Origin of the sequence: Ideonella paludis, assembly GCF_018069865.1 — a bacterium.
Classification (GTDB): Bacteria; Pseudomonadota; Gammaproteobacteria; order Burkholderiales; family Burkholderiaceae_C; genus Ideonella; species Ideonella paludis.
Genome location: NZ_JAGQDG010000001.1, coordinates 811,741 through 836,106, shown reverse-complemented (window position 1 = coordinate 836,106; position 24,366 = coordinate 811,741). Strand labels below are relative to the sequence as shown.

General features: G+C 64.3%; 25 protein-coding genes. 14 read left to right on the top strand and 11 right to left on the bottom strand.

The window, feature by feature from the left end:
* The first annotated feature begins 147 nt into the window (after positions 1–147).
* From KAK11_RS03850 to KAK11_RS03825, 6 genes are all read left to right on the top strand, one after another.
* The gene (locus KAK11_RS03850; RefSeq protein ID WP_210806314.1) at positions 148–717 is read left to right on the top strand and encodes an adenylate/guanylate cyclase domain-containing protein; all 570 of its coding nucleotides are present in this window, start codon (positions 148–150) and stop codon (positions 715–717) included.
* Between the two features lie 166 nt (positions 718–883).
* Complete coding sequence (locus KAK11_RS03845; protein WP_210806312.1) at positions 884–2,536, top strand: adenylate/guanylate cyclase domain-containing protein; 1,653 nt, start codon at positions 884–886, stop codon at positions 2,534–2,536.
* Positions 2,537–2,577: 41 nt separating this feature from the next.
* Positions 2,578–3,555 (top strand): phosphatase PAP2 family protein, encoded by a 978-nt coding sequence (locus tag KAK11_RS03840; protein WP_210806311.1) that lies wholly within the window; start codon positions 2,578–2,580, stop codon positions 3,553–3,555.
* Positions 3,507–4,619, top strand: a complete 1,113-nt coding sequence (locus tag KAK11_RS03835) for a helix-turn-helix transcriptional regulator (RefSeq protein WP_210806309.1) — start codon at positions 3,507–3,509, stop codon at positions 4,617–4,619. The genes KAK11_RS03840 and KAK11_RS03835 overlap by 49 nt, the downstream gene beginning before the upstream one ends.
* Positions 4,620–4,704: 85 nt before the next feature.
* Entirely contained in the window at positions 4,705–5,361 is a 657-nt protein-coding gene (locus tag KAK11_RS03830; RefSeq protein WP_210806307.1) for a helix-turn-helix transcriptional regulator, read from the top strand.
* A gap of 117 nt (positions 5,362–5,478) precedes the next feature.
* Entirely contained in the window at positions 5,479–6,018 is a 540-nt protein-coding gene (locus KAK11_RS03825; protein ID WP_210806305.1) for an SRPBCC family protein, read from the top strand.
* Positions 6,019–6,031: 13 nt separating this feature from the next.
* Here KAK11_RS03825 and KAK11_RS03820 read toward each other — a convergent pair whose 3' ends face one another.
* Positions 6,032–7,171 (bottom strand): HD domain-containing phosphohydrolase, encoded by a 1,140-nt coding sequence (locus KAK11_RS03820; protein ID WP_210806303.1) that lies wholly within the window; start codon positions 7,169–7,171, stop codon positions 6,032–6,034.
* A gap of 114 nt (positions 7,172–7,285) precedes the next feature.
* Between KAK11_RS03820 and ubiA the strand changes: the two genes are divergently transcribed.
* Positions 7,286–8,188, top strand: coding sequence for a 4-hydroxybenzoate octaprenyltransferase (gene ubiA / locus KAK11_RS03815; RefSeq protein WP_210806301.1), 903 nt, complete (start codon positions 7,286–7,288; stop codon positions 8,186–8,188).
* 15 nt (positions 8,189–8,203) lie between these two features.
* Here ubiA and KAK11_RS03810 read toward each other — a convergent pair whose 3' ends face one another.
* From KAK11_RS03810 to proC, 4 genes are all read right to left on the bottom strand, one after another.
* Positions 8,204–8,704: an Lcl C-terminal domain-containing protein gene (locus tag KAK11_RS03810; RefSeq protein WP_210806299.1), complete on the bottom strand. Its 501-nt coding sequence runs from the start codon at positions 8,702–8,704 to the stop codon at positions 8,204–8,206.
* A 20-nt stretch (positions 8,705–8,724) separates the two neighbouring features.
* The gene (locus KAK11_RS03805; protein WP_210806297.1) at positions 8,725–10,464 is read right to left on the bottom strand and encodes an Lcl C-terminal domain-containing protein; all 1,740 of its coding nucleotides are present in this window, start codon (positions 10,462–10,464) and stop codon (positions 8,725–8,727) included.
* Between the two features lie 210 nt (positions 10,465–10,674).
* Positions 10,675–10,845, bottom strand: a complete 171-nt coding sequence (locus KAK11_RS03800; RefSeq protein ID WP_210806295.1) for a hypothetical protein — start codon at positions 10,843–10,845, stop codon at positions 10,675–10,677.
* Between the two features lie 106 nt (positions 10,846–10,951).
* A complete protein-coding gene (gene proC / locus KAK11_RS03795) occupies positions 10,952–11,794 on the bottom strand; it encodes a pyrroline-5-carboxylate reductase (protein ID WP_210806293.1) in 843 nt (280 codons plus the stop codon).
* Between the two features lie 217 nt (positions 11,795–12,011).
* Here proC and KAK11_RS03790 point away from each other — a divergent pair, with 217 nt between their 5' ends.
* The 5 genes from KAK11_RS03790 (at position 12,012) to KAK11_RS03770 (ending at position 17,082) form a co-directional block, all read left to right on the top strand.
* A complete protein-coding gene (locus KAK11_RS03790) occupies positions 12,012–13,286 on the top strand; it encodes a Glu/Leu/Phe/Val family dehydrogenase (RefSeq protein WP_210806291.1) in 1,275 nt (424 codons plus the stop codon).
* Between the two features lie 209 nt (positions 13,287–13,495).
* Positions 13,496–13,792, top strand: a complete 297-nt coding sequence (locus KAK11_RS03785) for a hypothetical protein (protein ID WP_210806289.1) — start codon at positions 13,496–13,498, stop codon at positions 13,790–13,792.
* Between the two features lie 128 nt (positions 13,793–13,920).
* Positions 13,921–14,424, top strand: a complete 504-nt coding sequence (locus KAK11_RS03780; protein ID WP_210806286.1) for a hypothetical protein — start codon at positions 13,921–13,923, stop codon at positions 14,422–14,424.
* A 14-nt stretch (positions 14,425–14,438) separates the two neighbouring features.
* A complete protein-coding gene (locus KAK11_RS03775; protein WP_210806284.1) occupies positions 14,439–15,413 on the top strand; it encodes a Bug family tripartite tricarboxylate transporter substrate binding protein in 975 nt (324 codons plus the stop codon).
* 91 nt (positions 15,414–15,504) lie between these two features.
* Positions 15,505–17,082 carry a DUF11 domain-containing protein gene (locus tag KAK11_RS03770; RefSeq protein WP_210806282.1) on the top strand — a complete coding sequence of 526 codons (1,578 nt, stop codon included), beginning with the start codon at positions 15,505–15,507 and terminating at the stop codon, positions 17,080–17,082.
* A gap of 42 nt (positions 17,083–17,124) precedes the next feature.
* Here KAK11_RS03770 and KAK11_RS03765 read toward each other — a convergent pair whose 3' ends face one another.
* Entirely contained in the window at positions 17,125–17,559 is a 435-nt protein-coding gene (locus KAK11_RS03765; RefSeq protein WP_210806280.1) for a TerB family tellurite resistance protein, read from the bottom strand.
* Between the two features lie 44 nt (positions 17,560–17,603).
* Complete coding sequence (locus KAK11_RS03760; RefSeq protein ID WP_210806278.1) at positions 17,604–17,810, bottom strand: hypothetical protein; 207 nt, start codon at positions 17,808–17,810, stop codon at positions 17,604–17,606.
* A gap of 211 nt (positions 17,811–18,021) precedes the next feature.
* Between KAK11_RS03760 and KAK11_RS03755 the strand changes: the two genes are divergently transcribed.
* Positions 18,022–19,062, top strand: coding sequence for a TerC family protein (locus KAK11_RS03755; RefSeq protein WP_210806276.1), 1,041 nt, complete (start codon positions 18,022–18,024; stop codon positions 19,060–19,062).
* A gap of 93 nt (positions 19,063–19,155) precedes the next feature.
* On the top strand, positions 19,156–20,034 hold the full coding sequence (locus KAK11_RS03750; RefSeq protein ID WP_210806274.1) for a mechanosensitive ion channel family protein: 879 nt from the start codon (positions 19,156–19,158) through the stop codon (positions 20,032–20,034).
* Here the strand turns inward: KAK11_RS03750 and KAK11_RS03745 are convergent.
* The 4 genes from KAK11_RS03745 to KAK11_RS03730 are packed head-to-tail and all read right to left on the bottom strand — an operon-like array spanning position 20,022 to position 24,342.
* Complete coding sequence (locus KAK11_RS03745; protein WP_210806272.1) at positions 20,022–20,660, bottom strand: HD domain-containing protein; 639 nt, start codon at positions 20,658–20,660, stop codon at positions 20,022–20,024. The two genes, KAK11_RS03750 and KAK11_RS03745, sit on opposite strands and share 13 nt — an antisense overlap.
* Positions 20,657–21,280: a glutathione S-transferase family protein gene (locus tag KAK11_RS03740; protein ID WP_210806270.1), complete on the bottom strand. Its 624-nt coding sequence runs from the start codon at positions 21,278–21,280 to the stop codon at positions 20,657–20,659. Before KAK11_RS03740 ends, KAK11_RS03745 begins: the two co-directional genes overlap by 4 nt.
* A 9-nt stretch (positions 21,281–21,289) precedes the next feature.
* A complete protein-coding gene (locus KAK11_RS03735) occupies positions 21,290–22,456 on the bottom strand; it encodes a benzoate/H(+) symporter BenE family transporter (protein ID WP_210806268.1) in 1,167 nt (388 codons plus the stop codon).
* Positions 22,456–24,342, bottom strand: coding sequence for a potassium transporter Kup (locus KAK11_RS03730; RefSeq protein WP_246498262.1), 1,887 nt, complete (start codon positions 24,340–24,342; stop codon positions 22,456–22,458). The genes KAK11_RS03735 and KAK11_RS03730 overlap by 1 nt, the downstream gene beginning before the upstream one ends.
* Positions 24,343–24,366: the final 24 nt, after the last annotated feature.

Sequence of the window (24,366 nt, the reverse complement as noted above, 5' to 3'; positions counted from 1 at the left end):
TTTCCGTCGTGGGCCGCTCTCTGGCTCGGATGCAGATGAACTAGTGCCCGGGTTTCCCCACCCCTCAACCCCCTCTAAAAGACTAGAACTTGTCACGAAGTTTCTCTATCCTGTTGTCAAACAGACAAAGTGATCGAGGAGTGGGCAGTGGACGGCTTGGGCAACAAGGGGGCACTGGTGCCTGTGGAGGGCACCATCGTGTTTGCCCTGGTGGCGGCGCAGGTACAGACGGGGCAAGCCCTGTCATTGCTGGCCGCAGGCATTGCCGCGCAGCGGCAGTTGTTGAGCCGCGCGGCGGCCTTGGTGCAGCCGCCGCAAGGGCGCGTGGTTGAGCGCCAAGGCGATGGGCTCTTGCTGCTGTTTGCAGACCCACACGCCGCCCTGAGCTGGGCCCAAGCCAGCCAAGCCCTGTGCCCCGCCGAGCCGGGCCACCCCACCTCAGCCACCTTGGCCCTGCGCATCGGCGCCCACCATGGCCAGGTGCTGAGTGATGGCAGCGCCCTGTTTGGCCACGGCGTCAACTTGGCCGCCCGCATTGCGGCCGTGGCAGGCCCTGGCGAGACCCTGCTGTCTGCGCCCACCCAAGCCCAAGCCAGCCCCGCCTGGCGCGCGCTGCTGGAAGACCTGGGGCCGTACTACCTTAAACACTTTGATGAGCCACAGCAGCTCTTCAAGCTCGGCCCCTCCCCTGCATTGAGGATGACAGGCACGGCCTGAGGCCCGCACCATGACTGCGCCCGACTCCACCTTGCCCACCGACTTTGCCGACCTCGGCTTTGGGCTGAATGCCCAGCGCCGCGTGCTGCTGGTGGCGGACATGGTGGAGTCGGTGCGGCTGATGCAGCGCCATGAGTGGGAGACCACGCAGCGCTGGCGCAGCCTGGTGCAAACCTTGGTGCAAGACGTCCTGCCCGCCCACCAAGGCACGCTGGTGCAACGCCGTGGTGACGGCCTGATGTTGGAGTTTGAGTCCGTGACGGGCGCTGCCGCTGCTGCCTTTGAATGCCACCGCCGCGCGGACGCCGCCAACCAAGGCCGCCCCGGGGACCAGCACATCGTGCTGCGCATGGGCCTGCACCACGCCGAAGTGCTGGCCGACGGCATCGACCTCTATGGCGCGGGGGTGCAGCTGACCCACCGCTTGGCCGCCTTGGCTCAGCCGGGTGAGACGCTGTGTACAGCGGAGGTGAGGGACGAACTGACGGATGGGCTGCATGCCAGCGTCTGCGACAAAGGTGAGCGCCTGCTGCCAGGGCAAGACGACCCAGTGCGGGTGTATCAACTGCAGCCGGTGGGTGATGCGCCGCGCAACCTGCTGCGCTGGGCGCCCGAGTCTTTGCTGCCGAGGGTTGCGTTTGTGGCGGCACAAAACTATGCCAACCCCGACTGGAACACCGTCTGCCAACTGGTCGTGACCGAGCTGACCGCAGCCGCCAGCCGCGTCACCTCGTGGCGCGTGATCTCGGCGCTCAGCACCCGGCGCCTGACGGCCCAAGGCCTGCAGCAGCTCGACGCCCAGGGCGAGCAGCGTCTGGCCGACTATGTGGTGCAAGTGGCCTGGGGCCACAGCGACAGCACCCCTGTGATCAGCCTGCGCTGCACCGACGTGCGCCGCCAGCAAGCCATCTGGCAGCAAGATATGGCCGCCCCGCCTCAAGCCTGGGTCGCCAGCCAAGAAGGCCTGGCCGCCGACATGGCCCGCGACCTCGCCACCACCCTGCTGGCCCGCGAGGTCCGCATTGCGCATGACAGTGCGTTGCATTCGCTGCCGGGGTATGCGCTGCTGTTGGCGGCAGTCGGCTTAATCCATCAAACCACTAAAAGCGCAAGCGAGAAGGCAAGCCAGATTCTTGAGCATCTAGCTCAAAGACATCCACGCTGTGCCGAAGTTTTATTTTCTCTGGGCAACTTGTTTTTCTTATCAGGAATCCATGGATTTTTGCCCCTGGACAGGGTCCCTACTACATCTCTTAATTACTTATCTTCAGCGATTGACGTAGATAACGAGCATGCAGGCTCGCTGGGTCTGAAAAGACATATCACCGAACTTTTCAGAATCCCTACAGATTCCGATCCATTCACAGCCTCTCAACTGACACAAATATTTCCTAACGATGGTGATGTTTGGTACTACGCCTCCTGCAGTGAGGTCGATCCAAGTAGTGCTCAGCCAACATTTTCTATCAACTGCGCTCACATCGCAATTGAGGTATCTCCCCTCGACCCTCAACTTCCACTGCGACAAACAAGTTTGGCATTTGCGCACTTCCGTGCCAATCAAATCGAAGATGCTCTTCATCAAGCAAAAGAAGCCGTCCGACTGAATGGATCGCACCTGCCGGCCATGGCGCTTTTGATTGCCTGTCACTGGGAATCGGGCGACTTGGATTCGGCTAAGTATTTTGCAAATAAATACATGACCCTTCGCCCTAGTGCTTGCGTGCAAGCATTCGTCAAGCACAGAACCAGCGAACAAAATACACTTACACAGCGCATAGCCACTGCGCTCTATAAATCTGGCATGCCATTTGACTAAGTCAAATGTTTTCAAAGTAGATAAATGTAGGAGCAACTGAAATGTCCATATTCATTCCACCTCTGTCACTGTCGAAATATGCGGAGTTTGTGCAAGACAGTTCAAGTTCCACAGGTTATGACACCTTTCAAGCAGAGGCAGACGGCACACCCATTGAGAGGCAGTATTGGGAAGAAAAAATCGCGCCAATGTTATATAACATCGCAAATTTAGCAAAATCATCAACTGAATTAATGAAGAGAGCTTGGCAAGAAGCCTCACTTGAGACCTTGGGGCTCAGAGATGACAAAAATTATCTAGGTTTTCGAATGGCGATGCGGATTTCCAAATCCATAAAGGTCAATTCAATCGGCAGCTCGAATTCATTAGAGATAAATATAGAGACGAGCACAAATCCTTTGGTGGTTTGGAAGGAAGACATAGCAGCTCAACCAAGGTTAATTAACTCGTCGAATGAGTTCGACAACGAAATATTCAATCAAGACCAGTTGGGAGATTTTTTTATTCTGCGGTACTTCATACATCACTGGAAGTGGTTCACCGATTCAGAACGCGTTGCGTTTACATCGAATGCCTTTAATATTTGGAATGCGATACAAATACCATTGGCTGAAGTGGTCTTCAGCGCCAAGAGCAAAAACAAAGGGTTTTTGCGCCCTTGCGAATTGGATGCGAAAAAATATCCGATCAAACATGGTTTGAAAATTCCGCCGCACAACACCTTCCCAAGCGGTCATGCTGCGGGGGCCGGCGCCCTGGCGGGGCTACTGTATTTTCTGGCGATATCCGCCGGAAAGGGTCCGGCCGTTGGAGAGAAGTTTGTCAAAGCCTCATATCGGATTGGGCTTTTGCGTGAATATGCCAATCTGCATTGGACGGAAGATACACAGGTCGGATTTATGGTGGGTTTGAGATTCACCAAGGCTGTGATTGAGTTAGCGTCGAGCTCCACGAATCTCGATGATTTAAAATGGCTGACATCCCAGTGCGTCGACGGCCTCATGCGCACGAAACCGTGACCCCCGCCACCCGCACCACCCTGCGCCAACTCTGCAGCCTGGGCCTGCCCGGCCCGCTGCTGCTGCCGTCTTTATTGCCGGTGTTGCGCGCTTGGGTGCCTGCGGACCACGGGGCGTTTTTTTATTGTGATGAGCGGGGCAGCATCACCAATTTCTACCCCGAACGCATGCTGCCGCATGAGGCCATGGCGCGGTATCACGACAGGCACAACGACACGCAGTTTCGGGCGCAGTATCAGCAGCGCTTGGCGGCTGAGAAGCCCACCAGCCGGCGCAGTGTGACGGCCGCCGAGCGGGCCAGCGCCTATTACCAAGAGGTGTTGGCGCCGCTGGGGGTGGAGCATTTTTTGTATGCGGTGGTGCGGCACCAGGGTGTGGCGCTGGGGCAGCTCAGTTTGTACCGGGGGCCCCAGCAGCCGCCGTTTTCGGACGAGGACGAAGCCACGCTGACCGAGGTGCTGCACTACTTGGGCGAGGCCTTGGCCGTGCCGACGCCCACGCCAGCGCAGGCGGCTCAGGAGCATGTGGTGGAAGAAGGCCTGGCGGTGCTGGACGAGCAGGGGCGGGAGCTGCTGGCCGACGAGCACTGGCCGCGCCTGGTGCGGCTGGCGCAGGGCGATGTGCTGTCGCCCGCCCGCGCGCACGAGGACGCCGAGCGCCTGCCGCGCTTTGTGGCCAGCTTGTTGGCCGCGCTGCTGGCCAGCCCGCAGGCGGTGCACCGGGTTGATTCAGCCTGGGGGCAGTTTGTGTTTCGCCGCCAGGCGCTCAGCGGCCCGCAGGGCGCGGCAGCCACGGCGCTGCGGGTGTCGCGCTTGTCGGTCGAGCCGCTGCGCCTGGCCGAGGGCGCCGCAGCGCTGGGCCTCTCGCCCCAGCAGCGCGAGGTCGCGGTGATGATGGCCCAGGGCCACAGCAACCAAGCCATTGCCGAGCACATGGGCGTGTCGCTGAACACCGCCAGCTATCACGTCAAGCAGGTGTTCCAGCGCCTGGACGTGCACGAGCGCACCGCCGTGGCCAAGCTGCTGGCGCAGGCGGCGAGCGCCCAATCCTACCTGTGCAGGTAGGTCACACAGCCCTCCTCTTTCTTGATGATCACTTCACCGTCAACCAGTGAGTTGGCGCAGTGATTCTCAACAAGAGGGGTGATGTATGTTGATGCACATGGTGGAGCGCCGTCGGCAAAGTGACCGGCACTTGGACATCTTGGCGGGCGTGTTGGACGAGGTGGACTACGGCTTGCTGTTGCTCAATCCGCAGTTGGAGCTGCTGCACATGAACCATGCGGCGGAGTCCGAGCTGGATGAGAACCACCCGCTGCTGATGCACCAGCAGCACCTGTTTGCCCGGGACCCACGCGACGCCACGCCGCTGCGCGAGGCCTTGCAGGACGCCGCCAGCCGGGGCCTGCGCCGCATGGTGGTGGTGGGCGCGGCGCGCGGTGGGGTGCGCTTGTCGGTGGTGCCGCTGCGGGCGGGCCAGGGCCAGACGGGGGCGGTGCTGGTGGTGTTGGCGCGGCGGCAGATGGTCAGCGCACTGGCGGCTCAGGCCTTTGCGCGGGCCTACCAGCTCTCGCGCTGTGAAGAGCAGGTCTTGCTGGCCCTGTGCCAAGGCCAGACGCCGCAGGAGATCGCCGAGCAGCATGGCGTGAAGATCGCCACCGTGCGCACCCAAGTGGCCAGCGTGCGCTCCAAGACAGGCGTGGCCAGCATCCGCGACCTGGTGCAGCAAGTGGCCTGCTTGCCGCCGCTGGTGGGCTCGCTGCGGCAGTGCTCACCGCACCGCGAGGGGCCGCGCTTGGCGGCGTGAGGCCTGCGGAGCAGACCGAGGGTATCCCCCTTGTCCGCAGGGGCGCAGCCGCCCCCGCTTGCGCTCAGAATGGGGCTGGCCCTTGAGCGGGCTGTCCCCTAGCTGAGGAGCACTGACATGTGGACTTGGATCAAACGCATCGGCGGCCTGCTGGCGCTGGCCGTGGTGGTGGTCGTAGGCCTGGCCCTGACCAAGGCCGACACGTTTGCGGTGGAGCGGCGCATCAGCATCAAGGCCGCGCCCGATGCAATCTACCCGCTGCTGGCGGACTTTCAGCAATTCGGCAAATGGTCGCCCTGGGAGCACCTGGACCCGGCCATGACGCGCAGCTTCTCGGGCCCGGCCAGTGGCGAAGGCTCGGTCTATGTCTGGAAGGGCAATAGCGAGGTGGGCGAGGGCCGCATGGAGATCAAGCGCGCCGAGCCGCCGACCAAGGTGCTGATCAAGCTGGATTTCATCGAGCCCTTTGCCAGCCAGAACATGGCTGAATACACGCTGAGCCCCAAGGGCGCCGAGACCGAGATGGTGTGGCGCATGACCGGCCCCATGCCGTTTGTCTCAAAGGTGATGAGCGTGTTTGTGAGCATGGACGCAATGATCGGCCCCGACTTTGAGCGCGGCTTGGCCAAGCTCAAAAAGGTGGTCGAAGGGGCGTGAGCCTGCGGGCCGCTCACTCGGCAAAGCGCGCCATGATGCCCATCACATTGACGGCGCCGTCTTGCAGTGCACGCACGCAATCGGCATCGAGCCGGCCCTGTTGGGCCATCTGTTCAAGGGTGTCGTAGGCGCGCTGCAAAGGCCAGGCCTCTTTGTAGGGGCGCTGGCTGGTGAGGGCATCAAAGATATCGGCCACGGCCACGATGCGGGCCTCGATGGGAATGGCCTCACCGCGCAGGCCCAAAGGGTAGCCAGAGCCATCCATCAGCTCGTGGTGGCCGGCCACCAGGTTGCGCAAGATGCTGACCCCGGACATGGCCTCCAGCCTGAAGACGCGCACGAGGCGCGCCACCATGGCGCAGCCTTTGTCCACATGGGCCTGCATGGCGCGGCGCTCATCAGGGCTGAGCGCCCCCGGCTTGAGCAAGACTTCGTCGGCCACGCCGACTTTGCCCAGGTCGTGAAGGGGCGCGAACAAGAACAGCAACTCGATGAACTCGTCGCTGAGCCGGTGCCGCGCAGCCACGCCCTGGGCGATCAGGCGGACATAGTGGGCCATGCGGTCCAGGTGCACGCCTGTTTCAACATCGCGCAGATGGGCAAACTCCCGGGCCAGCTTGACTGAGCCCACCAAGGCGCGGATGGACAGCAGCTCGTGGCTGATCATCAGCGCCACGAGGTGACCATAGATGTCGAGTTGGGCCGTCACCGACGGGCTAAAGTAGGCGGGCTCGCGCGAGTCAAAAAACACAAAGCCGTCAAACTCGCCTTGGTGCTCCAAGGGCACGGTGTAGGAGCTTTGATAGCCCTGCTCTCGCAGCCAGCGGCTGTGCTCAGACTGGCCGGGCAACATGCCGGGAATATCGTCGATGACCCGGGTGCGCCGCTCGCGCGCCAGGTTCAGCAGGCTGGGGCTTTGGGCCAAGGCAAATTGGTAGCCCGTCAGGGGTTTGCCCTCACAGGTGCTGTGGGCCAAGGTCTTGAGCAAGCCCGTGTCGGGCTCATACAGCGCACAAGCCACGCGGGCTACACCTGGAGCCGCAGCGCAGATGCGTTGATGCAAGACGCGGATGCGCTCATCAAGGCCTTCAGGCGGTTGAGCCGGTACCCCGGGGTGCAAGGCAGGAAGGTGCGGGATGTCTTGAAGATCCATAAACGACCGGATGACAGCCAGCCCAGGGTAGCGGCGCACGGCTCACAATGCAATCCGCCAGAGGGGGGTGCTTCAGCCGCTGATAATGCGGCGCGCACCACACCGGGCTCCACCATGACTGCTCCCTCGCCCACCCGATTTGCCCTTTATCTCAACCTGATCCGCTGGGACCGCCCCGCCGGCTGGCTCTTGCTGCTGTGGCCCACCTTGGCGGCGCTGTGGATGGCCGCCGATGGCTTTCCAGGCTGGCATTTGCTGGCCGTGTTCACGGCGGGCACGGTGCTGATGCGCTCGGCCGGGTGCTGCATCAACGACGTGGCCGACCGCGACTTTGACAAGCATGTCAAACGCACGGCACAGCGGCCCGTCACCAGCGGCCAAGTCTCGGTGAAAGAGGCTTTGCTCTTGGGCGCTGGCTTGGCCTTGCTGGCCTTTGGGCTGGTGCTCACCACCAACCCGCCCACCATCATCTTGTCGGTGCCCGCCTTGCTGATCGCCATCGCCTACCCCTGGGCCAAGCGGGTGGTGTCCATGCCCCAGGCCGTGCTGGGCGTGGCCTTCAGCTTTGGCATTCCGATGGCCTTTTCCGCCGTGCAGGGCGGGCAAGAGTGGAGCCTGGACGCGGTGAATGCCGCCGTTCCGCCGCACGCTTGGTGGCTGCTGCTGGGCAACCTGTTTTGGGTGCTGGCTTATGACACCGAGTACGCCATGGTCGACCGCGACGACGACCTGCGCGTCGGCATCCAAACCTCGGCCATCACGCTGGGCCGCTTTGATGTGGTGGGCGTGATGGCCTTTTACGGGGTCTACCTGGGCAGTTGGGCCTGGCTCAGCCAACTGCTGGGCCTGGGCCACGTGGCCTTGCTGGGCACCGCGCTGGGCGCAGCACAAGCCTTGTGGCACTACACCTTGATCAAAGACCGCAGCCGCGAGGGCTGCTTCAAGGCCTTCCGCCTCAACCACTGGGTGGGCTTGGCGGTGTTTGCAGGCATTGCGCTGGCCTTGGCGCTGCGCTGACGGAACAAGGCCCGCTTAGCGCGCCGAGCGCACCAGGCGCACGTGGAAGGGGTTGCCGATGCCCGAGAGATTGCTCACGCTGCCTTGGCTGAAGTCCACCTTCCAAGCGATGTTGGAGCGGGTGGCATTGGGCGTGGCAGACCAAGCGGCGGCGGCTGGCGTGCCCGGAAACACCGCCGTGTCGATGGCCGGGGCCGTGCAGCCCAAGTCGGCCAAGCTGGCCAGCTCTTTCACGTTCGGCAAGCGCCAACCAGCGGGGCTGTCGCTGGGGTTGGCCTGCTTGGCCAAGCTCAGCGCTTCGGCCTGACTGTAGGTACTGGCCGTGCCGGCGCAGGTGCTGCCATTCCAGCTTTGACCGGCACTGCACCGCTGCCACACCAAGCCAGTGCGCAGATCGATCACTTCGCTGTCATGCAGCTCAAAGCGGCTGGCGCTGGACCAGGTGGGGCAGGCGGCTTGGGTGCCGAGCGTGAGCAGGGCCAGGCTCAGGGCGGAGAGGGTTTGCTTGATCATCATGAGGGTCTCCAAAGGCTGCTTCACGGTGCGCCGCGCACCAGTCGCACGGGCAGCAGATAGCCGTCTCCGTTGGCGTTTTGGCGTGGGGTGGTGAAGCCCAATCCATCGCGGAAGTCCAGCACCCATTGGCCCGTGGTGCTGCCGGCCTCCGGAGTGGCCGACCAGTAGACGCCGCTGCTGGTATTGGTGTTCACCAGCCACGCAGAGGCCAGCACCGGGCCGGGCGAGGCCTTGCTGTAGTCGGCAATGGACTGCAGCTCATGCAATGTGGGCAGCCGCCAGTCTGCATAACCGCACAGGCGCTGGGTGTTGGCGGCCGCCACGTAGTAGCTGGTCGAGACCACGCCCAGGTCGGGTCGGTCAAAGCCAATGTGGTTGACCAAGGTGCTGCCGGCACGCAAGCCGCTGGTGGCCTTGCCCTCCCACACCAGGCCGGTCACATCGTCCTTGACGCACTCTTCCAAGGTGTAGCTGCCGACGCGGCTGAAGCTCATGGCGTTGACGCTGGTGCGATGGCCGTCCTGCTGGCCATTCAGGGCCACAGCACTGGCACTGCTGCAGGCTGACAAGACGGTGCCACCGCCGCTGGTGTAGCACTGACTGGCCGTCACACCGCTGTGCGGCAACTTGGGCGCTGGGGCCACCACCGGGGGCACAGCCACCGGCAATTGCCACGCTGCCAAGACCGGGCCACTGGCCCCGCCAAAGCGCAGCGTGCCCGCCTTTTGGCCCGCGCCTGCACTGGCGCTGAGCGTGCAGGCAAAGACGCGCTCGGTGGCGCTGCCTGTGCCCACCTCCGTGGGCGCGCTGCTGCAGCCGTCCACACTCAGCAGCCAATCGGTGTCGGCCAGCAGTTGGGTGCCGCTGAGCTTGAACTGCACCTGCTCACCGAGCAGCACCGTGCCCGTGCCAAAGCCTCCGCTGCTGGGCGAGGACCAGCTCACAGCGCTGACATTGCTGTTCACCGTCACGCTGGGTTGTGCCACGGTCTGGCCGTTGAGCTTGAGCGCCACTTTGCGCTCACCCAGTTGGAAGAAGGTGCAGCTGACATCCAGGCCGGTGTCACTCACACCGGTGGGCGCGGCGCAGGTGGCGCGGGCATCGTCCAGCGGCTCCACGCTCCAGCCTTGGGCGGGCCATGCGCTGCCGCTCAGCCGCAGGGCCAGCGGTGTGGCGCGCAGGCCTTGCGCAGGGCTGATGCTTTGCCAACGGGCCACCGCCACCGTCACCTCATAAACAGCACTCCGCGTGCCGGCTTTGCCATCGGCCCCGACAACTTCGGCGCTGAAGCGGTGGACGCCCTCTGCCAGATCAAGGCTGGGCGTCAGGGTCCAGGTCTGGCCCTGCACGGTGGGGCTGGTGGAGAGGGCCGTGTCGCCGTCATAGACCTTGAGCTTTTGGCCCTCTGCCAAGGCCGCACTCAAGCTGCCGGAGATCAGGGGCGTCAGGTCATCGGTGCGGCTGCCGGCCAGCACGGTACCGGGCTGCGTCAGGGTGTTGGAGCTGAGGGTGCTGATGGCCACGGTGGGCAGCACCAAGGTGCCACCGCCACCGGTGCCCCCGCCCGTCCCGCCGCCCGTTCCCCCGCCTGTGCCGCCGCCTGTGCCACCACCAGAGGCGGGGTCCGAGCCTCCGCCACCGCCACCGCAAGCGGCCAGGGCTGCGGCAAGGGCGATGACCGCCAAGCGCTGACCGACGGGACGCCTGGCATGGCGGCCCAGATCTCGGGCAAAGAGGAGAGAAATGGGGCTTGAGCGCATGCGTGGGTTCTCCGACGACACCTGCCGAGTTCGGCTGCTTGCGCCCAACTCAGCGGCTTATTGAACGTTGTTTGTCGTCAGAACTTTAGAAACCCGTCGCGGCAACGTCTTCCTCAAAACAGTGGAAAGGAGAGCGGCTGTGAGCGGCCCAGCAGGGGCAACTGGCCCACCGTGCAGTGGGCCAGGGCGCAGTCGCGCCTAAGGGGCGCCTTACTCCGACAGAACGAAGCCTTCGGTGCCGACGACGGGGGTCACCGACTCAGACAGCACAAAGCCTTCGGACAGGACAAAACCCTCCAGGGATTCGGCGGCGCCGCCCGCCACATGGCTCAGCTCGCTGAGGCTCAATTCGCGCGGTGCGCATGGGTTCGCTGTTGTCATTCAATCTCCCAGTTCAAACGTGCGCAACATCGCGCACCCCTGCATTGCAGCAAGGGGGCGCGCACGGCGGCACTGTCAACCTTGACAGGGGGATCGTGGCAAGGCCTCAGGCTTGGCCGAATTCGTCGCCCAGCTCTTTGGCCCGGCGGCCGGCCGCCCCCAAAGCGGCCACAAAACTGGCTTTGACCCCCGCGTCGTCCAAGGCGGTGATGGCGGCATGGGTGGTGCCGCCCTTGGAGGTCACACGCTGGCGCAGCACGGCGGCGGGCTCACTGCTTTGCTGGGCCAAAGCGCCAGCGCCCACCACGGTTTGCTGCGCCAGGGCATAGGCTTGCTCGGCGCTCAAGCCTTGGGCCACGCCGGCTTCCGTCATGGCTTCCAGCAGGTAAAACACATAGGCCGGGCCTGAGCCGGACAAGGCGGTCACGGCATCAAGCAGCTCTTCGCGCTCCACCCACAAGGTCTTGCCGGTGGTGGCCAGCAGGGCTTGCGCGGCGTCACGCTCGGCAGCCGTGACGGCGGCGCTGGCGAACAAGCCCGTCATGCCCTGGCCAATCAAGGCCGGGGTGTTGGGCATGCAGCGCACCACGCGGGAGCTGCCGCTGGCGCGGGCAATGGCCTCGCTGCGCAAGCCGGCCATCACCGAGAGCTGCAAGGCACCGCTGATATGCGCCCGGCAGGGCGCTGCGGCCTCTTGAAACAGTTGGGGCTTGACGGCCCAGACCACGATCTGGGCCTCCGCCAACGACGCGCCAACGGCTGCATGAACGCGGATGTTGAAGTCGCGCCGCAGGGCCTCGGCCGTGTCCGCAAAGGGCTCCACCACCTGCAGTGAATCCGCCGGCCAGCCCGCTTGCAGCAGGCCCCCCAAGATGGCACGCGCCATATTGCCGCCGCCGATGAACGCCACCCGCAAGGGGGCCACAGAAGGAGTGTCAAAAGTGCTCATGACGGCAGTGTAATGAGGCCCAACGCAGGGCATGACGGTGCGCGCCAATCAGGGTGAACACCCATGCGACATAAAGCCCCTTACGGACCTTATGCATATCTTGCATGATGGACGGTGACAAATTCGGCCCCAGCCCGTCTAGAGTGCGCACCCATGCACTGACGCTGGCTCACAAGGCCTGCGCCAACGCCCTTCTACAGCCAGGAGATCCCTTCCCATGATCAGCAATCTGTCATTCGTCACCCCCACCCCGGACAGCCCTTGGGGCACCTACCTGATGCAGGTGGATCGTGTGACCCCTTACCTGGGCCACTTGGCCCGTTGGGTCGAGACGCTCAAGCGCCCCAAGCGTGCGCTGATCGTGGACATTCCCATTGAGCTGGATGACGGCACCGTGGCCCACTACGAGGGTTATCGCGTGCAACACAATATGTCGCGCGGCCCCGGCAAGGGTGGCGTGCGCTACCACCCCGATGTCACGCTGGAAGAAGTGATGGCCCTGTCGGCCTGGATGAGCGTCAAGAACGCCGCCGTCAACCTGCCTTACGGTGGCGCCAAGGGCGGCATTCGTGTCGACCCCAAGAAGCTGTCCAACAAAGAGCTGGAGAAGCTGACCCGCCGCTACACCAGCGAGATCGGCTTCATCATCGGCCCGCAGCAGGACATCCCAGCCCCTGACGTGAACACCAACGGCCAGATCATGGCCTGGATGATGGACACCTACTCCATGAACGTGGGCGCCACCGCCACGGGCGTGGTCACCGGCAAGCCCATCCACCTGGGTGGCTCTTTGGGCCGCGTCAAGGCCACTGGCCGCGGCGTGTTCGTCACCGGCCGTGAAGCCGCCCGCCGCATTGGCCTGGATCTGCAAGGCGCCCGTGTGGCCGTGCAGGGCTTTGGCAATGTGGGCTCGGCTGCGGGTGAGTTGTTTGTGCAGGCCGGCGCCAAGATCGTCGCCATCCAAGACCACTCCGGCACCATCTTCAACGACAAGGGCTTTGACCTGGCTGAACTGATGCCCCATGTGCGCGCCACCGGTGGCGTGGGCGGCTTCAAGGGCGGCGAGAAGATGAACGCCGAGGAGTTCTGGGACGTCAAGTGCGACATCCTGATCCCCGCTGCGCTGGAAGGCCAGATCACGGCCGAGCGTGCCCGTCGCATCACCGCCAAGCTGGTGCTCGAAGGCGCCAACGGCCCGACCCTGGGCTCGGGTGACGACGTGCTGTCCGACCGTGGCATCTTGGTGGTGCCGGATGTGATCTGCAACGCCGGTGGCGTGACCGTCTCCTACTTCGAGTGGGTGCAGGACTTCTCCAGCTTCTTCTGGACCGAAGACGAGATCAATGTGCGCCTGGACAAGATCATGGTCGACGCACTCAAGCGCATCTGGGCTGTGGCCGACGAGCACAAGATCACCCTGCGTACCGCCACCTTTGCCGTGGCTTGCGAGCGCATCCTGATCGCCCGCGAAGAGCGCGGCCTCTACCCCTGATCCTCCAGATCAGTCTGCACAGTTGAGCAAGAGCGCGGTGCTGGGGCACCGTGTTGACAGCCGCCGTGGGCCACCCGCCTGCGGCGGCTTTTTTGTGGGCGCAGCCAACGACACCGCCTGACATGCGCCAAGCGGCAGAGCTTCACTACAATCCCGCCGCCATGCGTCTGTGCTTCGTCCTGTTCTGTGTTGTGTGCTGCTGGTGGGGTGTGCCCGCCTTCGCGCAAGCGCCCGTGCAGGCCGCCCCCACCGTGGGTGCGGCCGCTGCGAGCGGGATGATGTCGGCCGCCATCCTGGCGGACGCCGCGCAGGTGAGCGCATCTCCAGCACCGACCCTCGACACTTCGGCCCAAGACGCTTCCTGTGAGCTGGCCGAGTTCATACCCCATGTCATCCCGAAGGCCTGGGCGCTGATGACGGCGGACCGACCTTGCGAGGGGCCTTTGGCCGAGCCCGACGGGGTCCCACGCGGCCGCTTGTCGCGGCCACCGCAGCCCCAGCGCTGATCCCCCGCGGCTGCGCGGCCACACGCCGCGTCACGGCCTCGTCTCCTCGTCTGGCACCTGCGCCTGTCCGCAGTGCCCCGCCCCCCCGCTGACCCCGGCTCAGACCCTGGGCAGCCACGAGCCCCACCATGACCAGACCCTTGCTTTTGATCGGTTTGTTGATCCCGACGCTGTTCGCCTGCTCGGAAGGCTACTCCGAGGAAGAACAGAGCTTGAATCTGCATCTGCAGATGAGCCAGACCGAGGCCCTGGCGGCCTTGAACACCATTGGCGCGAGGCCACACTTGGAGCCTCAACGAGCCTACCAGTTGCACCAAAACTGCGAGTTGGAGGTGATCACCCGCGACTCGATGCTGCGCCCCAGCAAGCAGAGGGTTCACCTGGCGCTGACCGATGCCTCCTTGATCAAGGAGGACGGCGGTGATGTGTTCTCTTTGCTGCTCAGGCCCAAGGACATCGAGACTCCCCTCTTGACCCCCGTGTTGACCGAAGGCACTTGGCGCGATGCTTCTCAGGCCAAATGGGTGTTGAACTATCTGCTGAAGTTTTGCTTGGCTGGAACGGGCACCTCCACTCCACCCACCCAGCCCTTGGCCGGTGGCGGATACTTCAAACTCCAACTCCATCCCTGATTGACGAGGTTTTCATGCATCGCCGTCTGCTTCTTGGCACCGCCGTCTGCGCTGCCCTCAGCCCTTGGCCCGCCGCTGCTCAAGGCGTGGCGTGGCCCACCAAGACCGTGCGGGTGGTCGTGCCCGCGCCGGCGGGCAGCTCGCTGGACATCATTGCCCGGCTCTTGGCCGACAAGCTCAAAGACCGCTGGGGCCAGCCGGTGGTGGTGGAGAACAAGGCCGGTGCCGGCGGCATGCTGGGTGTGGATGTGGCGGCCAAGGCCACCGACGGCCACACCTTGGCGGTGGGCTTCAACGGGCCGGTGGCTTATGCGCCCTTCCTCTACAAAAAAGTGCCTTATGACCCGGTGAAGGACTTGGTGCCGGTGGTGATGACCACCTCGCAGCCCAATGTGCTGGCCGTCAGCACCGACAAAGTCCCGGCGCAAGATGTCAAAGCCTTCATCGCCTGGGCCAAGGCGCAGCCGCAGGGCTGGAGCTATTCGTCCTTGGGCGTGGGCAGCTCGGCGCACCTGACCATGGAGCTGTTCTTGGCCGAGGCCGGGCTCACCGCCACGCATGTGCCATTCAACGGCTCGCCGCCCTCGGCCATGGCCGTCGCCCAGGGCGAGACGCAAGCCACCTTCATGGTGGCCCCGGCCATGCTGGCCCATGTGCGCAATGGCAAGGTGCGGCTCTTGGCTGTCAGCAGCAGCCAGCACCCGGAGAGCCTGCGTGAGCTGCCCACGATGGCGGCCATGGGCTTCCCGAAGGTGGAGTCGCTGGCCTGGAACGGCCTGTTGATGCCTGCGGGCACACCCGAGGCCGTGGTGCAAAAGGTCAATGCGGATGTCAACCTAGCGCTGCAAGACCCGGCCGTTCGCGCCACCATGAACGCCCAGGGCTTGAGCCCCGTGGGCGGCAGCCCAGCCGACTTCAAGCGGGTGATCGACGCCGAGCGTGAGCGCTGGGCGCCGGTCATCAAGCGCTTGGGTTTGGCGCTGGATTGACGCCAAGCTTGAGCCAGCGCAATCCTAGGTGTGGCGCGCAAGCGCACGGGCGCAGACACTGGGGCCATCCCTGCACTGACCGCCCCACACCATGCGCTTCGCGCCTCTGCCCTCCCGCCTCTTAGCCCTGGCCGCACTGTGCGGCAGTGCTTTCTCCACCCCTGCAGCCGTGGGCGTGCAATGGGTGTCCGACCCTGGCGGCGTCGGCGTGGCAGCGACACCGCAAGGCGAGGCCTATACCGCCGCCTGGGAATATGCGCCAGCAGGTGACATCGTGGTGAGCAAGCGCAGTGCCAGCGGCCAGTTGCTCTGGGAGCGGCGCTTTGACAACACCGACAACACCCGCCATGAAGCGGCCACCAGTGTGGCCACCGATGCCCTGGGCCATGTCTGGGTCAGTGGCACCATTCGCTCCGGCTACTCCTCGCCCGTCAATGCCGCCAGCGTGCTGATGAAGTTCAGCCCGGACGGCCAACTGCTGTGGCGCCAGGTGTTTGACAACAGCTTTGACGGCTCCTCCACCCGCCGCGTGCTGGTGGATGCGGCCGGGAACAGCTATGTGCTGGGCCTGGGCATGGGGCCGCTGGGCTTGGTGAGCCGCGTCAAATCCTTTGACGCCAACGGCCTGGTGCGATGGGACTACTTCGACACCGCCGGCATCGGCGCACCGCTGCACATGAAGTGGGGCCAAGACGGCAGCTTGCTGGTCAGCGGGCGCAGCGTCACCGGCAGCCGCAACGGCTATCTCAAGCTCAGCTCTGCGGGGCAATTGGTCTGGGCCAGCGCCGGGCACGTCAGCCTCACAGCGGGCGATGTGGCGGCCACTGCCAATGGTGAGTCCTACCTGATCAACGGCCAACCCGATGGCAGCGCTGGCAGCCAGTTGCGCAAGCTGGACGCCACCGGGGCCACGCTCTGGACCGCCAGCCACCCCATGGCCGCCTTCCGCGTGGAAGCCGACCGCACGGGCCAAGCCGTGTTCAGCGGCTTTCCCAACAGCGGCACAGCCGGTGCGGCCTTTGCTAAGTTCAATGCTCAAGGCCAAATGCTGTGGCAAAACCTAGACGCGGACGGGCCCAGCAACTCGCTGCTGCTGCATGCGCAGATGCTGCTGGATGCCGATGACAACGCCTACCTGGCCGCCAGCACCTTGTTCCAGATGGCGCTGACCCAGGTGCGTGCCGACGGCAGCACCGGCTGGACCGTGACCGCCCCCGGCAGCAACTCCTCAGGCATGGCCTTCACGCCCGACGGCGGCGTGCTGCTGGCCGGCGGCCAAACCGCCAAGATCGGCGACCCGGCCACCGCCAACGCCAGCGTGGCCCTGAGCGCCACCCCCGAGCCGGTGCGCGTGGGCCAAACGCTGACCTACAACATCACTGTGGCCAACGCCGGCCAGGCCACTGCAGCCAAGCTGAAGTTGAAACTGGCCCTGCCCACCAAGACCAACTTGCTCAGTGCCGTGCCCAGCCAAGGCCAGTGCACCAACACCAAACCGCTGAGCTGCACGCTGGGCAGCTTGGCCGCCGGCGGCAGCGCCAGCGTGCAGGTTCAAGTGCAACACACGGTCAAGGGCAAGCTCAACAGCACCGCCACGCTCAGCAGCAGCACGCCAGACCCAATCGCGGCCAACAACAAAGCCACCCACACCGCCACTGTGAAGCCTTGAGAGAAGCGCCGGCGCCGACCTTGATGGCCGGCCCGGCGGGCCTCATGCGGCCAAGCGCACCGGCTCCTGCACAGGCAGGCCCGGTGCAGCGTCGCTCAAGCGCCAGTACCGCCGTGCGGCCTCCAGGACCACGGCTTCGCCCTCGGCCAAGTGCTGGTCGGCACGCGCTGCGGCGGTGGCCAGCGCGAGCACGTTGGCCTGCAAGGCCGGGTCGTCCACCTCGGCCATCAGCGCCGCCAAGGCCGCCTCATCCAACTGCGTGATGAGTGAGCCGCCGCTGTAGCTGCCCATCAGCAGGTCTTCGCACAAGGCCTGCACCGCTTGCGGCAAGCCGCCTGTGGGCAGGCCTAAGGCGCGGGCTGCGTCGAGTTGATCCAGGGCCTCAAACTCGGAGCGGCAGACATGGCCGTCGGCGATCAGAACAAGGGCCACGATGCGGGCGGCGGCTTCCGGGCTGTTGCGGGGGTAGGAGCGCATGGCGGTGGTCTTTCTGGATGATGAGTGGTTCGGGTGGAGGAACTTCAGCGGTGGTGGGGTGGCACATACCGCGAGATTTTGCGCGGGTCCACGCTGATGCGCACGGGGACGTGAACCGGCGCCATGCGTTGCGGCCGTAGCACCGCGCGAAGCCGATGCAGCAGGGCCTTGACGGCTTGACGCACACGCTGCCACTGACGCCGCAACCAGGGGCTGCTGGAGCGGTCACTGGGTCTCAAGATGACTTTCATGAATGGGCCTCCTAGGCTTGATGCGAGTCGTCAGTCTGGGGCTGCAACTCATCATGAAAAATCAGAATAAATGTGAGTGTTATATCGTTTTTTACGAATTGAATGAACCGCCCTTGTCCCTCACATTGGCAGCTGTGGCGTGGCCCTCGGTGGCAGGGCCATCACTCAACACAAGCTTGGCTCTTAACGGTCATCCTGATGGAGGCGTGACATGGATGTGATGGGTATCGTCTGGTTGGGCATGCCGGTGTGGATCTGGCTGGCCTTTTTGCTGGCTGTGCTGGCGATCCTGGCCTTTGACCTGGGGGTCATGCACCGGGGCTCCCAAGAGATTGGGGTGTCGGAAAGCCTGAAGATGTCTGCGCTCTACATCGGCTTGGGGCTGGCCTGGGCGGGCGCGGTGTATGCCATCTACAGCCATTACCCCAACGCCGGCGCGATGGACCCGCAGATGGCCGCCGCCGCCAGCTCGGACGAGCGCGCCTGGACGGCGGTCAAGCTCTACATGACGGGGTATCTCGTGGAGAAGACGCTGGCCATGGACAACGTCTTCATCATCTCGATGATCTTCACCTACTTTGCGGTGCCGCGTGAGTACCAGCACCGGGTCTTGTTCTGGGGCATTTTGGGTGTGATCGTCTTGCGCGCCATCATGATCGGCCTGGGCGCGGCGCTGGTGATGGAGTTCGTCTGGATCATGTATGTGTTTGGCGTGATCCTGCTGCTGACCGGCGTGAAGATGCTGGTGATGGTGGACCACAAGCCAGACATCGCCAACAACCCCGTGCTGCGCCTGATGCGCAAGACCATGCGCGTCACCGATGACCTGCACGGCCAGGCCTTCACCGTGCGCCTGCCCCACCCCCAAACCGGCAAGATGGAGTTGTATGCCACGCCCTTGCTGCTGTGCTTGATCTTGGTGGAGATCGCCGACCTGGTGTTTGCCATCGACTCCGTGCCGGCCATCTTCGCCATCACGCCGGACCCGTTCATCGTCTACACCAGCAATATCTTCGCCATCCTGGGCCTGCGGGCGCTGTACTTTGCGCTGGCGGCAGTGGTGCATCGCTTCCACTACCTCAAGTACGCCCTGGCCATGGTGCTGATCTTCATCGGGGCCAAGATCTTCTTGGGCGACTGGTTGTTCGACGGCAAGGTGCCGGCCTCCATCAGCCTGGGCGTGACCGGCGGCTTGCTGGCGGGGGGCGTGCTGTTCTCGCTCTGGAAGACGCGCCGGGCGACCAGCTCATGATCAAGGCATGATGGCGTCTGCTTACCCAGTGGTTCTGCCTGGGGCTCGGTCTTGCTTTCAGGGCCAGGCCCCGGGCTTGTCTTGACGCCCCTCATGCCAGACTTCCCCCGCGGCCTCACCCTTGAACAGGTCTTCACCGCCATCCCCGGTCAGTGGGAGAAGGTGATCGTCAGCCTGCTGCTGATCAGCTTGGCGCTATTGGCCTCACACCTGTGGGCGCGCTATTTGGCGCGGGGCGAGATGTCGGCCCAGAAGCGCCGCCTGCACTTGGTATGGGCGCGCAACATCATCTGGTGTGTGGTGTTGCTGGTGATTGCGGCGGTGTGGGCCTCGACCATTGCTGGATTTGCCTTGTCATTGGCCGCCGTGGCCGGCGCCATGCTGATCGTCAGCAAGGAGCTGGTGATGTGTGTGCACGGCTACCTCTATGTCACGGTGGTGAGCCCCTACAAGGTGGGCGACGCGATTGAGTTTGGCGAGCTGCGCGGGCGGGTGATCGACATCGATATGTTCGCCACCTCCTTGGCCGAGTTGGATGAGTTGGGCCAGCAAACCGGCAAAGTCGCCGAGTTTCCCAACGGCCTCTTGCTCACCACACCAGTGAAGAATGTGACGCCCACGGGGGCCTTTGTGCTGCACCACATACGCATCCCGGTGCCTGAAGCACGGGTGGGCCACTTGGCGCCGATCGAAGCTGCTGCGCTGCAAGCGGCTGATCGCTGCACCGCCGCTTGGCGTGATGAGGCGATGGCGCATTTCCGCAAAGTGTCGGAGGAGAACTTCATCGCTCTGCCCTCCGGCAGAACCAAGGTGGCCTGGGACTTCTCAGAGCCCGGGCACCTGGTGCTGGTGGTTCGCGTGGCCTGCCCAGGCACGGAGCGACATGCGGTGGAGCAAGCCGTCTTCAAGGACACCTGGCGGGCTTTGTCGCCGCCCCCGGCGAGCACCGTAACGCCGTCTCAGGCTGAGTAAGCAGCGAGGTTGCGCCGGGCCTGTGCCTCCAGGCGGTCTCGCACTGCCGAGGTCAAATACAGGGGCTGGCGCTGCGCAAAGCCCCGCATCACCTCACGCCGTTTGCGGCGATACAGAAAGCCAGGCACCCAAGCGTACTCATCACGCACCTGTCGCTCATACTCGGCAAAGCGGGCAGCGTCTGCGCCAAGGATGGCGAGGTCGATGTCCACCAGCAGTGCCTCATCCGCCGTGGCGGTGGGCGCGGCATGGCAGGTCGCCATCACCAAGGCGTGCACGCGCTGGGCCATGGCGGCCTCTGCGCCAGCAGCCAACAAGGCTTGGCGCGCCCAGTCGGCACTGCGCAGTTCGTTGTCGTTGGCTTTGACCTCGTACACCGCGTCATGGAACCACAGCGCCAGGCCCACTTCACCGGGGTACTCGGCATAGGGCCGCAAAGCCTCCCACAGGGCCAAGCACTCGCTGAGGTGCTGCTGGGTGTGATAGCGGCGCTGCGGCTGGGCATAGGCGGCCCAGAGCGCGTCGCGCAGCTCATGCCCCAAGCCAGGCAGGCCGGCATCGGCCCAGGCCACCGCCCACGCCGCAGCGATGGCAGCAGGCGGTGGAGTGCTCGGTGTTTGGCTCATGGCATGCCGTTGTTGCCGTGTTGTTGAAAGCCTTGGCGCTCGTTCAAGCGACGCAGATAGTCCAAGACATGTGGCAGCTCGGCATGAGCGATGGGTGCCATGTGCCAACGCTGGGCGGAGAGGCCCAACACCACATCGGCCACCGTGAAATGCGCGCCCGTCACATAAGGCCCGCCGTGGGCCAGGGCCGCATCCAACAGGCTCATCTGGCGGTTCCATTCCTGCACGCTGGCGGCGATGGCAGCCTCGTCGGTGTGTAGCGGGCTGCGGCGCACCAGGGCCATGAAGGCATAGCGCCAAGCATTGTTCAACTCGGTGGCCTGCCAATCCATCCATTGCTCCACCTGCGCCCGCTGCAGTGGGGAGGCGGGCAGCAGGTCATGGCGATCTTGGCGGGTCGCGAGATAGCGGCAGATGGTGTTGGACTCGGTCAGCACCGTGTCACCATCGACCAAGACCGGCACCAAGCCTTGCGGGTTGTGGGCCAGGAAGGCCGGTGACTGCAGCGGCAAGCCAGGATCGCCCCAAGGCTCGTGGACGATGTCCAGACCCAACTCGACACAGGTCCACAAGACCTTGCGAACGTTGATGGACGATGCGCGACCGAGTACTTTGATCATGTCTTCCCCTCAGGCCTTGCGTGCGTGCAAGACCGCTTGCGCCACCACGCCCACCACCACGCCCCAAAAGGCTGAGCCCACGCCCGCCACGGTGATGCCAGACAGGGTGACGAGGAAGGCCAACAAGGCGGCGTCGCGGTGGCTGTCGTCCTTCATGGCCGAGGCCAAGCCCGCCGCAATGGTGCCCAGCAGCGCCAAGCCGGCCACGGCCAGCACCAGGGCTTTGGGAAAGGCGGCCAAGAGGCTGACGATGGTGCCACCGGCCAAGCCCAAGACGATGTAGAGCACGCCGGCCGCGGCTGAGGCGGTGTAGCGGCGCGCGGGGTCCGGGTGGGCTTCTCGGCCCATGCAGATGGCGGCGGTGATGGCGGCCAGGTTGAGCGCATAGCCGCCAAAGGGGGCCAGCAGCAAACTGGCCAAGCCGGTGGTGCCCACCACCGGTGAGACCGGGGTGCTGTAGCCCGAGGCGCGCTGGGCCGCGACGCCGGGCAGGTTTTGCGAGGCCATGGTCACCACAAACAAGGGCAAGGCCACGCTGACCATGGCACCCAGGCTCCATTGCGGGCTGACCCACACCGGCGTGGCCCACACCCAGCTCACGCTGCCGAGGTGGAGTTGCCCCAGCGCTGCCGCCACCACCATGCCCACCGCCAACACGCCAGGCACGGCCCAGCGTGGCCACAGGCGCCGCCCCAGCAAATAGGCGGCCGTCATGCTGAGCACCAGCACCGGCGCGGTGCTGACGGCGCCCACCGCATCCAGCGCAAAACGTGCCAGCACACCGGCCAGCAGCGCATTGGCCAAGGCGACGGGGATGCGCGACATCAGCCGCTCAAAAACGCCGCTATAGCCTACCGCCATGATGAGCAGCGCGCAGACGATGAAGGCGCCGGTGGCCTCAGGCAAGCTGACGCCTTGGCTCACGGCCAGCACTGCCGCACCTGGGGTAGACCAAGCGGTAAGCACCGGCTGGCGGTACCAGAGGCTGAGCCCCAAGCTGGTGAAGCCCATGCCTAAGCCCAAGGCCCACATCCAAGACGCCGTTTGCGCGGCATTGGCCCCGAGCGCCTGGGCGGCCGCAAAGACGATGGCGGCGGAGCTGGTGAAGCCCACCAGCACCGCCACAAAGCCGGCCACGGCGGCCGACACCGACACATCACGCCAAAAGCGCTGCATCAGATCTCCACCTTGGCTCCCAACTCCACGATGCGGTTGGACGGCAGGTTCAGGAAGTCGGCCATGTCGGCCGCATTGCGGTGCATGCTGGCAAAGAGCTTTTCGCGCCACAAGGCCATGCCGTCGCCGAAGGTGGGGATCACCGTGTCGCGGCTCAGGAAGTAGCTGGTGTCCATATCGTCCAGCGGCACACCGCGGCCCTTGAGCAATTGCAGCGCCTCGGGCACGTCCGGGTCGTTCTTGAAGCCGAAGTTCAAGGTGACTTGCCAGCAATCGTGGCCCAGCGAGGCCATGCTGACGCGCTCGTTGAAGCCGATCCAGGGCACCTCGTGGTGCTTGACGGTGACAAACAGGTTGTACTCGTGCAGCACCTTGTTGTGCTTGAGGTTGTGCATCAGCGCGTTGGGCGTGAGGCCTTCTTCCGCCACCAGGAACACCGCCGTGCCCGACACCCGCACCGGCGGGCTGATGAAGATGGCCTCCAAGAAACCGTTGAGTTCAATGGCCTCATCGCGCACGCGATTGCGCATCAAGCGGCGGCCTTGCTTCCAGGTCAGCATCAGCAAGAACATGCCAATGCCCAGCACCAGCGGGAACCAGCCGCCCTTGAACAGCTTGAGCATGTTCGAGAGGAAGAAGGTGACATCAATGACCAGGAAGAAACCCGTGACGGCCAGGCAGAGGCTCAAGGGATAGCGCCAGCCGTAGCGGATGACGAAGAAGGTCATCACGGTGGTGATGGTCATGTCCAGGGTGACCGCAATGCCGTAGGCCGAGGCCAGGTTGGACGAGCTCTTGAACAAGGCCACGGCCAGCACGATGAAAACATACAGGCCCCAGTTGACGAAGGGCACGTAGATCTGGCCGGTGTCTTTGACCGAGGTGTGGCGCACCGTCATGCGGGGCAGGATGCCCAGCTGAATGGCTTGCTTGGTGACCGAGAAGGCGGCCGAGATCAAGGCCTGCGAGGCGATCACCGTGGCCGCCGTGGCCAAAAAGACCAAGGGCAGTTGGGCCCAATCGGGTGCCATCAGGTAGAAGGGGTTTTCTACGGCCTGGGGGTTTTTGAGCAACATGGCCCCCTGGCCAAAATAGTTGATCACCAAGGCCGGCATGACCAGGCCGTACCACGCAATGCGAATGGGCCGCTTGCCAAAGTGGCCCATGTCGGCATAGAGCGCCTCGCCGCCGGTGACGCACAACACCACCGCGCCCAGCGCGATGAAAGCCACCAAAGGTTGCTGTGCGAAAAAGCCCGCGGCATAGGCCGGGTTCAGCGCCACCAGCACCGCCGGGTTGGCCAACACATGCGGAATGCCCAAAGCAATCAGCACGAAAAACCACACCAAGGTGATGGGCCCAAAGAACTTGCCAATGCCGCCCGTGCCAAAGCGTTGCACGGCAAACAAGCCCGTCAGCACCAGCAAGGTGATGGGCAGCACAAACGCATGCAGTCCAGGCTCGGCGACTTCCAAACCCTCGACCGCCGAGAGGACGGAGATGGCCGGGGTGATGACCCCGTCGCCATAAAAAATGGCGGTGCCGAACAAGCCCACCACCATCAGCGTGCGGCGCAAGGCAGGCCGCTCTTTGACGGCCGTGGTGGCCAGCGCCAGCATGGCGATCAGGCCGCCTTCGCCGTTGTTGTCGGCCCGCAAAATGAGCAGCACGTACTTCAAGGAGACGATGATGGTCATCGTCCAGAAGATCAGGCTGAGCACCCCCAACACATTGTCGGCCGTGGCCGGCACATGGCCTGCATGGAAGACCTCTTTGAGGGCATACAGGGGGCTGGTACCGATGTCGCCATAGACGACACCCAGGGCAGCCAAGGTCAGGGTGGCCAACGCGCCCCCGGTTGGGGCGGCTTTATCGGAGGGTTTCAAGGGACTGCTTCGACAATGCGAAGC

What these genes read in the sequence shown, in the direction of transcription:
- KAK11_RS03840 (WP_210806311.1), top strand. Translation starts at nt 2,578, where the DNA reads ATGTCCATATTCATTCCACCTCTGTCACTGTCGAAATATGCGGAGTTT.
- KAK11_RS03835 (WP_210806309.1), top strand. Translation starts at nt 3,507, where the DNA reads ATGGCTGACATCCCAGTGCGTCGACGGCCTCATGCGCACGAAACCGTG.
- KAK11_RS03830 (WP_210806307.1), top strand. Translation starts at nt 4,705, where the DNA reads ATGTTGATGCACATGGTGGAGCGCCGTCGGCAAAGTGACCGGCACTTG.
- KAK11_RS03825 (WP_210806305.1), top strand. Translation starts at nt 5,479, where the DNA reads ATGTGGACTTGGATCAAACGCATCGGCGGCCTGCTGGCGCTGGCCGTG.
- KAK11_RS03820 (WP_210806303.1), bottom strand. Translation starts at nt 7,171, where the DNA reads ATGGATCTTCAAGACATCCCGCACCTTCCTGCCTTGCACCCCGGGGTA.
- ubiA (WP_210806301.1), top strand. Translation starts at nt 7,286, where the DNA reads ATGACTGCTCCCTCGCCCACCCGATTTGCCCTTTATCTCAACCTGATC.
- KAK11_RS03810 (WP_210806299.1), bottom strand. Translation starts at nt 8,704, where the DNA reads ATGATGATCAAGCAAACCCTCTCCGCCCTGAGCCTGGCCCTGCTCACG.
- KAK11_RS03805 (WP_210806297.1), bottom strand. Translation starts at nt 10,464, where the DNA reads ATGCGCTCAAGCCCCATTTCTCTCCTCTTTGCCCGAGATCTGGGCCGC.
- KAK11_RS03800 (WP_210806295.1), bottom strand. Translation starts at nt 10,845, where the DNA reads ATGACAACAGCGAACCCATGCGCACCGCGCGAATTGAGCCTCAGCGAG.
- proC (WP_210806293.1), bottom strand. Translation starts at nt 11,794, where the DNA reads ATGAGCACTTTTGACACTCCTTCTGTGGCCCCCTTGCGGGTGGCGTTC.
- KAK11_RS03790 (WP_210806291.1), top strand. Translation starts at nt 12,012, where the DNA reads ATGATCAGCAATCTGTCATTCGTCACCCCCACCCCGGACAGCCCTTGG.
- KAK11_RS03780 (WP_210806286.1), top strand. Translation starts at nt 13,921, where the DNA reads ATGACCAGACCCTTGCTTTTGATCGGTTTGTTGATCCCGACGCTGTTC.
- KAK11_RS03775 (WP_210806284.1), top strand. Translation starts at nt 14,439, where the DNA reads ATGCATCGCCGTCTGCTTCTTGGCACCGCCGTCTGCGCTGCCCTCAGC.
- KAK11_RS03770 (WP_210806282.1), top strand. Translation starts at nt 15,505, where the DNA reads ATGCGCTTCGCGCCTCTGCCCTCCCGCCTCTTAGCCCTGGCCGCACTG.
- KAK11_RS03765 (WP_210806280.1), bottom strand. Translation starts at nt 17,559, where the DNA reads ATGCGCTCCTACCCCCGCAACAGCCCGGAAGCCGCCGCCCGCATCGTG.
- KAK11_RS03760 (WP_210806278.1), bottom strand. Translation starts at nt 17,810, where the DNA reads ATGAAAGTCATCTTGAGACCCAGTGACCGCTCCAGCAGCCCCTGGTTG.
- KAK11_RS03755 (WP_210806276.1), top strand. Translation starts at nt 18,022, where the DNA reads ATGGATGTGATGGGTATCGTCTGGTTGGGCATGCCGGTGTGGATCTGG.
- KAK11_RS03750 (WP_210806274.1), top strand. Translation starts at nt 19,156, where the DNA reads ATGCCAGACTTCCCCCGCGGCCTCACCCTTGAACAGGTCTTCACCGCC.
- KAK11_RS03745 (WP_210806272.1), bottom strand. Translation starts at nt 20,660, where the DNA reads ATGAGCCAAACACCGAGCACTCCACCGCCTGCTGCCATCGCTGCGGCG.
- KAK11_RS03740 (WP_210806270.1), bottom strand. Translation starts at nt 21,280, where the DNA reads ATGATCAAAGTACTCGGTCGCGCATCGTCCATCAACGTTCGCAAGGTC.
- KAK11_RS03735 (WP_210806268.1), bottom strand. Translation starts at nt 22,456, where the DNA reads ATGCAGCGCTTTTGGCGTGATGTGTCGGTGTCGGCCGCCGTGGCCGGC.